The organism is uncultured Clostridium sp., assembly GCF_937920395.1.
In the GTDB taxonomy this organism is placed as follows: Bacteria; Bacillota; Clostridia; order Clostridiales; family Clostridiaceae; genus Clostridium_AD.
This window is the reverse complement of record NZ_CALEVF010000132.1, coordinates 1-10,064: the sequence shown is the minus strand read 5'-3', so window position 1 is coordinate 10,064 and position 10,064 is coordinate 1. Positions and strand designations below refer to the sequence as shown.

The 10,064-nt window shown below is 31.1% G+C and carries 9 protein-coding genes and 1 pseudogene; 9 read left to right on the top strand and 1 reads right to left on the bottom strand.

Annotated features, from left to right (window positions below; translation table 11 throughout):
• From Q0649_RS09990 to Q0649_RS09955, 8 genes and pseudogenes are all read left to right on the top strand, one after another.
• A partial coding sequence (locus Q0649_RS09990; protein ID WP_298840997.1) for a DapH/DapD/GlmU-related protein occupies positions 1-515 on the top strand: 515 nt, incomplete at its 5' end.
• Positions 516-702: 187 nt separating this feature from the next.
• Positions 703-888 (top strand): hypothetical protein, encoded by a 186-nt coding sequence (locus Q0649_RS09985; protein ID WP_298840995.1) that lies wholly within the window; start codon positions 703-705, stop codon positions 886-888.
• Between the two features lie 362 nt (positions 889-1,250).
• On the top strand, positions 1,251-2,003 hold the full coding sequence (locus Q0649_RS09980) for a DNA alkylation repair protein (protein ID WP_367179372.1): 753 nt from the start codon (positions 1,251-1,253) through the stop codon (positions 2,001-2,003).
• Positions 2,004-2,300: 297 nt separating this feature from the next.
• Positions 2,301-2,689 (top strand): annotated as a pseudogene (locus Q0649_RS09975) (hypothetical protein).
• 136 nt (positions 2,690-2,825) lie between these two features.
• Positions 2,826-3,086 (top strand): hypothetical protein, encoded by a 261-nt coding sequence (locus tag Q0649_RS09970; RefSeq protein WP_298840993.1) that lies wholly within the window; start codon positions 2,826-2,828, stop codon positions 3,084-3,086.
• Positions 3,087-3,102: 16 nt separating this feature from the next.
• Complete coding sequence (locus Q0649_RS09965) at positions 3,103-3,345, top strand: MarR family winged helix-turn-helix transcriptional regulator (RefSeq protein WP_298840991.1); 243 nt, start codon at positions 3,103-3,105, stop codon at positions 3,343-3,345.
• A gap of 9 nt (positions 3,346-3,354) precedes the next feature.
• Entirely contained in the window at positions 3,355-4,221 is an 867-nt protein-coding gene (locus Q0649_RS09960) for an SDR family oxidoreductase (protein ID WP_298840989.1), read from the top strand.
• Between the two features lie 79 nt (positions 4,222-4,300).
• On the top strand, positions 4,301-4,666 hold the full coding sequence (locus tag Q0649_RS09955) for a VOC family protein (RefSeq protein WP_298840987.1): 366 nt from the start codon (positions 4,301-4,303) through the stop codon (positions 4,664-4,666).
• Between the two features lie 527 nt (positions 4,667-5,193).
• Here Q0649_RS09955 and Q0649_RS09950 read toward each other — a convergent pair.
• Positions 5,194-8,196, bottom strand: coding sequence for an Eco57I restriction-modification methylase domain-containing protein (locus tag Q0649_RS09950; protein WP_298840984.1), 3,003 nt, complete (start codon positions 8,194-8,196; stop codon positions 5,194-5,196).
• 370 nt (positions 8,197-8,566) lie between these two features.
• Between Q0649_RS09950 and Q0649_RS09945 the strand changes: the two genes are divergently transcribed.
• Positions 8,567-9,676, top strand: a complete 1,110-nt coding sequence (locus tag Q0649_RS09945) for a DUF262 domain-containing protein (RefSeq protein ID WP_298840982.1) — start codon at positions 8,567-8,569, stop codon at positions 9,674-9,676.
• The last annotated feature ends 388 nt before the right edge of the window (positions 9,677-10,064 follow it).

Genomic DNA, 10,064 nt, shown 5'->3' with positions numbered 1-10,064 from the left:
AAGAATTATTATATGATTATAACAATACACGTCCAAATGAAGAAATAGAAAGGAAAGATTTGCTAAAAAAATTATTGGGCGATATGGGTGAGGATATTTGGATTGAACCGCCAGTACACATGGCTTATGGTACGAATGTGCATATTGGAAATCATTTTTATGCTAATTTTAATTTTGTAATTGTAGATGATATTGATGTTTATATAGGTGAGCATGTAATGATAGCACCTAATGTAACAATAACACCTACGGGGCATCCCGTTGACTCAGAGCTTCGTAGACCAGGTACTCAGTTTTCAATTCCAGTAAGAATTGGTAACAATGTATGGATAGGATCCAATGTAGTGATTTTACCAGGCATCACTATAGGGGATAATGCAGTTATAGGTGCTGGAAGTGTTGTTACTCATGATATTCCTGAAAATGTAGTCGCTGTAGGAAATCCATGTCATTTATTAAGAAAAATAAATGAACGGGATAAAGAATATTATTATAAAAACAGAAGGGTTGATTAATTTTAATGTAATTAATAATAATTCAAGTGACAGTTTTCGAGTATAACCTACATTTCAGTTAGATCGTAATGTTTATTTATGTCGTCATAAGTACCCCTATATCTAATGATACGGGGGTAATTTCTTTAAGTATATATATTGTCCTACAAGTTCCAACAGATCTTTAGTTTTACAAGCGAACCCACTTATGCTATCAATAATAAGCTTATCACCTATATTATCTGGAGTTATGTTTTTGGTGTCATCGATTATGATTTATTTAAGATATGATAAACTTACAAACTATTATTATAGTGATACATTATCCTCTTTAAATAAAAATGCTTATGTTGGAGGAGATGCATATAACTATATTATTAATGGAACTCGATAAACTTCTTTTTTCGTCTAATAATATGGTCTATAATACTTAAATTTGGGAGGCTTTTACTATTTTTAATAGCCTTAGATATATCGATAATATAAGTATGAATTTTACTCCAAAATTTAATTTTATTAATTAAATCTTTAACAGATTTCTCTATATGGTTAATGTTCTGCTTTAAATTAGTCTTCTTTTGCAAATAAAGATAAATTAAATAAAAACGGTATATATTTATAAAAGTGTTACATTATATAAAGGTAATTTAGGAGCAATGTACAATTATAGTTTATAAGACTTAAATGTCTTTATATTATATTAAAAATCTAAGTTTAAAAAGTAAAATAACAAGTATCATATTTCCTGAAAGAGGAATGCAATACATGAATTTTGCTATCAAATTTAAGGAGATGTTACAAACGGAATTAAATGAAATCATGGATGAACTGAAGTCCTTAGGTAAAGAACGTACGAAAAAAATGTATATGAGCAATGGTGCGAAAGAGCCTGTTTTTGGAGTGACAATAAGTGCTATGAAGCCAATTTTTAAGAAAATAAAATACAACCAGTCTTTAGCAGAGCAGCTTTATGCGACAGGTAATTATGATGCAATGTATTTAGCCGGTATGATAGCTGAGCCAAAGAAAATGGTAGAAGAAGATTTTAATAGATGGATAGATGGCGCTTATTTTTATATGATTTCGGAGTTCATTGTAGCGGTAACCCTTGCTGAAACAGATATTGCCTTTTCTTTGGCCGACCGATGGATTGATAGCGGAAAAGAATTAGAAGTGGCAGCTGGCTGGAGTTGCTATGAGTGGCTACTCGGAACTCGTAAAGACAGTGAATTTGATAAGGATAAACTTTTGATAATGCTTAATAGGGTACGAATCGCGATACACAGCCAGCCAAACCGCGTTAAATATGCTATGAACAATTTTATTATGGCTGTTGGAATTTCGTATTTACCACTTCATGAAGAAGCAAAGAAAATTGCGCGTGAGGTAGGAAAGGTAGATGTATTTACGGGGAAAAAACTCTGTCAGACGAAAATTGCAATAGATTATATTCAAAATGGAGTTGATAAAGGAAGAATAGGATTTAAGCGTAAACATGTAAGATGTTGACATATATTTAAGTAGTCTACAAAAGGGGCGCTTATATAAAACTTATTATATTCGTGATAACACTAAAGCTACAGAAAAAAGATTTTAATCCTTTATCCGAAGCCTCGAAATATGCTCATAATTCCAGCGTAAAAGTCTTATAAATTAAGGCTATACGCTTTTCTTATATTGTTAACAATGTTATATTTATAAAGTTTGTTTTTTATACTTTTTTTGTTCATTTAGAGTATATTTAAGTCACTAGTATCTAAACCAAGATATCTATACGTACCTGCATTTTATATACTACTTCTTCCCATTTCTTTTCAGATTGAGGGCGGTTCGGAATTACACCAGGTAATGAAAGACATCTCTCAGGAAGCATTAAAGTTGGCTGCCGAGATGAACGGTCAGTATCATACTCTGGAAGAGGTACGGTAACTGTTTTCTTTGTTGATTGGCAAACCGGTGGATGCAACAGTTCCATGTTTACTCATTTTTATACTGATTGTGGGAAAAACATCTGTGTAGGCATGAATGTCATTATCAATTCAGGCTGTCGTTTTCAGGATCAGGGCGGCATTACAATTGGCGATGGTGTTGTCATTGCAGCAGGTGCAGTTGTGACCAAGGATGTACCTGCAAATGTTATTGTAGGTGGTGTTCCTGCGAAAATAATGAAGAAAATAGAAACCAGTCAGGAGTAATTCTGTTTTCACATGACTGCCTGCGATAACAGTGAAACGAATGAAAACAAGCAGAACAGTCAACATGAAGCACAAAGAAAATATATCTTTACAAATATAGTAAGGTGGCTTACTATATGAATTAGGAGGTTTTATTATGGAAAGTTTTAAATTTAGTCTTAGAGATGTACCGAAACGTGAGCTTTTAAAAGATTATTCTAGCCGATTTCCGGGTATAAATATAGGAGCAGTTGAAGGTTGTATAGCACTCCTCAGGACGGCTTCTGATATTTCAAAAATACTTGATGAACATTTTTCTAAGTATGATATTTCGGAAGGAAAATTTACAATTTTAATGCTTTTGTATCGACAGAATGATTATCAATTATCTCCAATATCCCTTAGCAAAAAAAGCTGAAGTTACTAAGGGAACTATGACAAAATTAATAGGCGGACTTGAAAATCAAGGTTTCATAGAGAAAATACCCAACTCAAGTGATAAGAGAGGCTATTTGGTTCAGCTAAGCACAAAAGGATTAAGTATATTGGAGGAGATTTTGCCTATACACTACACCTTAATTGCTAAACTTATGTCCGGACTTGAAGACGGTCAATTGAAGGAATTAAACTGTTTACTTAATTTATTACCAAATAATTTATATGATATAGAAAGGTGAGATATTATTATGATACTTATAACTGGAGCGAATGGGCAAACTGGTCGTGCAATAATTAAGGCTTTATTATCTAAAGGCGAGCGGATTAGAGCTTTCGTTCATAAGACCGAACAAATTCAGGAAATTAAATCCTTGGGCGAGATTGATGTATTTGCAGGAGATATGATGAATCAAAAGGATATTAATGAGGCGTTAATCGGAATTAGTACAGTTTATCACATATGTTCTGCAGTAAATCCCAATGAAGTTGAGATAGGACAAATGGTAATAAACGCTGCTCGCAATGCTAGAGTAGAGCATTTCGTATACCATTCAGTATTGCATTCCGTACTTCAAGATATGCCACATCATCAGAAAAAACTCAAGGTTGAGGAACTTATTGTGAATTCAGGAATCCCATATACTATTATTCAGCCAGCAGTATTTATGCAGAATATATTAGAGTCTTGGAAGTCACTTAGTGAAAAAGGCATATTCCAACAAAAGTTTTTTACTACTCAAGAAACTCGCATGTGTATGGTTGATTTAGAAGACTTAGCTGAGGCTGTTTCTATAATTCTTACCAATACTGGTTATACAGGGGCCACATATGAACTTTGTGGACCTGAAAATTTATCTTTATCTGATATGCTGGCAGCTATGGAACTGCATTTTGGTCTTGAAATCAAAGTTGAAACGCCTCAGGACGAAATGTTTGCAGCACAATTAAAAAAGCATGGTGTAGGAGACTATAAAGTTAATACACTATTAAAGATGTTTCAACATTATAATGAACATGGATTTGTCGGTAATCCAAATGTTTTAACTTGGATATTAGGACGAAAACCAAATGATTTTTCATCCTTTATTCTTAGAACAATACAAAGCCAAAGATAATATTTGTGAGAATTATTTTAAAGGGTTCGCGATTTGTTTTTACATTACAATAATGTTGTATATTTTAGGAGGTGGTTTTATGAGATTTTGTTGGAGTACCCTAAACGTAAAGGATTTGGAGGAATCAATCAAGTTTTATACAGACGTCATAGGGCTTGAGGTGGTAAGCAAATTTAACGCAGGGCCTGGAGTGAATATTGCATTTTTAGGCAAAGGAGAAACAAAAATTGAGCTCATTTGCGACGGTGAGAGCGGGGATACAGTTGTTTGCAAAGATATTTCTTGGGGATTTGAAGTCGAGTCTCTTGATAAGGCACTTATTTTGGTTAAAGAAAAAGATATCAATGTTGACAGCGGGCCGACCCAGCCTAACCCGCATGTTAGATATTTCTTTATAAAGGATCCAAACGGTATGAGAATACAGTTGGTGGAGAATATTACATAAAATAATGGATAATAAAAAGCTCCACTTATTTCCTGATTATGCAGTAAAAGATGGTAGGCACAATTTTAGTGTTTGCCATTTTTATTATAAGGTTAATTGGAAGACATTGCAAAAGAAGAGGTTATAACTTCTTTGAAACAAGAGATTAAGAGTTTATAAAATGGAGGTTAATATGTCAACTATGAATATTAGAGTAATTTATCACTAGTCAACAGGTAATACAGAAAAACTCGCGTGCGCAATAGCGGATACGATAAATGTCGTTTATGAGCCTTTTACTTGTAAAGGTCAGTCTTGGGTATTCATTAATCGGAATCAACCAAACGAAACCGATTTAAGCAAGGTTCGCAAATATGCTAAAAATGCAGCTGCAAAAGTGGATAGATAAAACAAAGCATCTTATTAGGCAAGGTGAATGGTTAATAACCATCACACTTTGCTTTTGACACTTTGAGAACTTGCTATTATCTACAAAAGGGAAGCGTAGCTAGATTTTTGTAAACCAAAGTTGCTACGCTCCATGCAAGTTATTTTTTTCGTGATTTTAGAACGTTGTTTATAGAGGACTCTACGACATAAATCTCATCTAAGTCGAGTTCATATAAACTATAAATTAATTTATCAATATTTCTTATTAACAATTCATATTTATTTTTATCAGGTCTAAAAGTTTCAAGTTTCATCACTTCGTTAATTATTAGGGTAGTAATAGATTTATTAAAGGCTATTGGTATTTCTTTTAATTGATTTGCACTAATATTAAAATACCCTCCACTTAGAGCAGTAGATTTAAAATAATATTTATAGAAGAAGGAGATTAATCTACTGTTTAATAATGCTAGTATGAATTTTAAGTCTACATCACTCTTATAGATAATGCTAGTTGATATTCCAGCAAGGTATTCACCAGAATCATAATAAGCTTCAAGTCTTTTACTCATTCCAGCTACAATTATTTTTTTGGAATTGGCTTGTTCACTCCTTAAACTACTAAACTGTATGAGGGCATCATCTAGCACTATTGGATATGTGTAAGAAGTTTTTAAATATTTGGTGGGTTTAACGCCCCAAAGGCTTATATACGGGTCTATTGTACCAGTATTAATGAACTTTTTATAAGTGGTGCTTATGAATGAAGAATCTTTAAAATTAGATAAATAATTCTTAAGTTCATATGCTTCTGAGACCGTTGCAGCTTCCTTAACAGTAGCAATACTACTCAATCGGTGATGAATTAATATTTTGTCAATGATTTTAATTATTTTAGGATTTTCAACAAAGTATCTGCCCCAGTTAATATCTCTGTAAAATAATTTGCTATCTATGATTACATCAGACCATTTGTTATTAACCTTATTAAATAGTTGAATGTTTACTGGAGTTCTCGCTTTGCTTTTTTTTAGTGAGAATACTACTGGATATACTGCAGCATCAGCAAATACTTTAATTTCGGAATAATCTCTAAAACTAAGAATTGTATATTGAGAGAGTATAATTCGCAATTCTTGTGAATAATTTGCTCCAATAAATTTATTAGGGACGATATAACACATAACACCATTAGTTTTTAATACTTTTAAGCCTTTCTCAATAAATGGAATATACATATCCCAATTACCTTTTGCTGAACTATAATGTTTTCTACAGAAATCTCTTACTTGTGGCATGCTTTTAGTCATTTCTCCTGAAGCAATGTATGGAGGATTACCTAACACTATGTCAAACCCGCCTTTACTCATAACATCACTGAACTTGGAATTCCAAGAAAAATTTGATTCGGAAGGGTCATTGTAATCAAACATGATAGAATCCCTGCAGATTATATTGTCATTTAAAGTTGCAAGTGGCTTTTGCTTGTTAGCTGTTGATAACCATAAGGATAGTCTTGTAATTTCAATGCTTTCTTTATTTAAGTCTATACCAAAAATGTTGTTCTGCAATATGTTTTTATCTAATTCTTGGTAAATATCACTTCCTATATTAAAGTATTTTTCTTGGCCATTATTAAGGCTATTTATTTCAGCATTAACCTTTACTGCTTCATTAAGAAGATATAAAAATGCTTGATTTAGGAAGGCACCACTTCCGCAGCTTATGTCTATTACTCTAATATTTAGTAATGAACGCCTATAATTCTCCCAATAGTCTAAGTGTTTCTTATATCTTTTCACTATAATATCATTCTCAGTTTCTTTTTTGTGATACTTATATTTTTTATTAAGTAAATTAAGAGCTTTGGATTTGTCCAAATCTGATAAAGTAGGAAGATCATAATATCCAAGATCAAGCTTACTATCATCAAGCCACTTTCCGATAGCTTGATGTACCATATAGCTTGTTATATACTCAGGGGTATAGTATATGGCCTCGTGTTTTCGCATGGTTATTGTTGGTTTATTAATATTATTACTGTAGAGTGCCTTCAAATCCTCAATGTCAGATATTCCTTGCTCAAAAATTCGACCAAGAATATTAATATTTAGTTCAGTTGAATAATTGAAATTTATTATTTCTGAAAGCATGCCTAAAGCAGAATCAGAAATGTAAAGATTATCAAGTTCAGGATCTTCCTTAAAGAGTCCACCATTAAACTTATGTATATCTAAATTGGAATTACCTAGATCAACTGCCTTAAATAATAACTTTAGGTTTGCCCAAAGAGAATTTAAAAAGGGGCTAAAAGCTTTTTTTAAAATATTATGCGGTAACAATTTATCAGGAGAATCCTTGCAAAAGCAAATAAATATTATTCTATCTAATAGTTTCTGAGCTTTTTCTATTGCAAGATTAGGAGCAATGTTAATATTTTTTTGGAGAATATCTTTGATTAAATTTGTTCTAATATTCTTAAAGCTTTTATAAAACTCTTTTGTTATCTTTTGTTCTTCTTCAGTATTCATTATATATAGTTGATCTATTACAGAGTCTGATGTTTTGTTAAGAAGATTATCTTTACTCAAAATATAGCAAAATTTGATAAATTCATTAGGGTTAGCCAGTGACTTTATATCGAATTTCTCGTAGGATAGCATATTTGAAGCAAGATATAGACGGATTTCTAAAAAATTAGATACTATAACCCATTTACAACTGCTGCCATATTTAGGTGCATATCCAAAAGCTTGCTCTACAGGTGTTCTGTTATCATTTGTTCTTTTTTGTTTTATATCTAGATTATGATCAGCATCTTTAAGTTCTACAACAACTCTAACATCCCTTTCATTAATACTAAAATATCCAAGGCTTGCATCTGGCTTGCTAGCATCAAATTTAGTTGATTGCTCTGCTATTAAATTAAATTCTTCATTGAAGGGGAGACTATTATAACCTAAAATTTTATCGAAAAAATTATTTAAAAATGTTCCTTGAAGCTCTTTTTCTGTAAAAGAGAAAATGCTTTTATCTTCAATTCCTGAATTCCATTGTTTTATTAATAATAGTTTATCATCAATTTTAGGTATTAAGTTCATAACATATTTTTCTACACATTTGTTTAAAGAAATGGGATTAAAAATAGGATTATAATTCATTTTATCGCCCTTTTTATTGCTTTCATAATATCTTATGAAGTTTGGGTATAAATCATAACTAAAATTTTTTTAGTAAAGACAATAAATGTTAAAATACTCAAAGTAGAAGTTGTTTCTGATTTTATTAAGTAAATTTAATTTGTTCATATGGATATCTTATCTAAACAATTTGTTATCACAAATTGTTCATGCCCCCCGGGGGGATTTGTGAGGCGAAGGGGAACTTGCTTGCAAACAAATAAAACTCAGGGATTAGGTCATGTTCGTTATGTATATAAATTAAACCTCCATAAGTTAGCATTATATTGTTTTTTAATAGTATAATATAATACTATTAAAATTGAGTACGAATATTAAAGGAGGATAAATTATGTCTGATACTCTGAAAGAAAAATTAGCATCTTTACAAAAGGTTGCGAAAGAAAGAACGGTAAAAACTCAAAATATAGAATATGACTTAGAAACCTTGGTAAAAAAGATTGATAAACATATAATAAAACTAGATCCCGAATATCAAAGAAAACATAGATGGACGAATGAAATGTCATCGAAATTAATTGAGAGCTTAATTCTTAATATTCCTATTCCAATGATATATTTATCTCAAGATATTGATGTAGATGAAGAAATCGAGGATGAAGTTGCTAGATACTCTGTTATAGATGGGCAACAAAGATTGAACGCTATTTTCAATTATATGGGAAATGAATATTCGCTCATAGGAATGGATGTTCTTGAAGAATTAAATGGTTCTTATTATAAGGACTTACCACCATTTTTATTGCGTAGATTAGAAGAAAGAACTATTAAGTGTTTGAGAATTGATTCAACATTTGATGCACAAGTTAAGTATGATATTTTTGAAAGACTAAATTCTGGAGCCGTTCAATTAGAATCTCAGGAACTAAGAAATGCTATTTATCGTGGACCTTTTAATAATTTAATTAAAAGATTAGCACAGGGTAATAATTTTAGAACTTTAATTGGTATAGATACATGTAATCCAGAAGATAGTACTAAAGTTAAAAAAATGCAAGATAGTGAACTTGTATTAAGATTTTTCGCACTAGATAACGGTAACTATTATAATTTGAAAAAAGGTTTTAAAAAATTTTTATCAGTAGAAATGGAAAAACTAAATATGCTTGACGAGGCATCATTGCTTGAATTAGAGAATAAATTTGTGCGTGTAACAGAAATCATTTTTAACAATTTTGGACAACATGCATTTGCTAAATATAATTATAAAAATGGTGGGTATAAGAAAATGTCTAACTTTAACGCTGCTGTTTATGATGCTCTTACAATATCTATTTCAACATGCATAGACTTAGATAATCCTCAAATAGGTAAAAATAAAATTAAAAAGTATAATAAATTGTTCAGTGATAAAGGATTTTTTGAAGCTCTAACAGGGAGTGTAGCTGATAGAGAGAAAGTAATTAGAAGGATAGAAGCTGTTAAAGAAATTTTATCATAAAGGATAATTTTGTATATGTTTATTTGATTCATTACACGTAAGATGAAATAAATGATTTTAAGTTTAAATATTAAATGCATCAACATCATTTGCAATAATATTATGTAATTATAATATAAACAAAACACTGTAAAGAAGTTAATTTCTTTACAGTGTTTTGTTTTCATTATCTGACATAATATTTGTTGCATTAAAATTGATATACTTGCAACATTCTATACTGCATTGCAATAACAAGTTTATTTATTCTTATAAGTGTACACAAAAGCTTTTGTTTTCCACTACACTTTAAATATGCCAATAGCAGAACAAATTAGTTTACAATTTGTTCATGACCCCCGGGTACGCCACGAAGTGCGTACCTGTAGTGCAGGTGGGAATCCTGCAT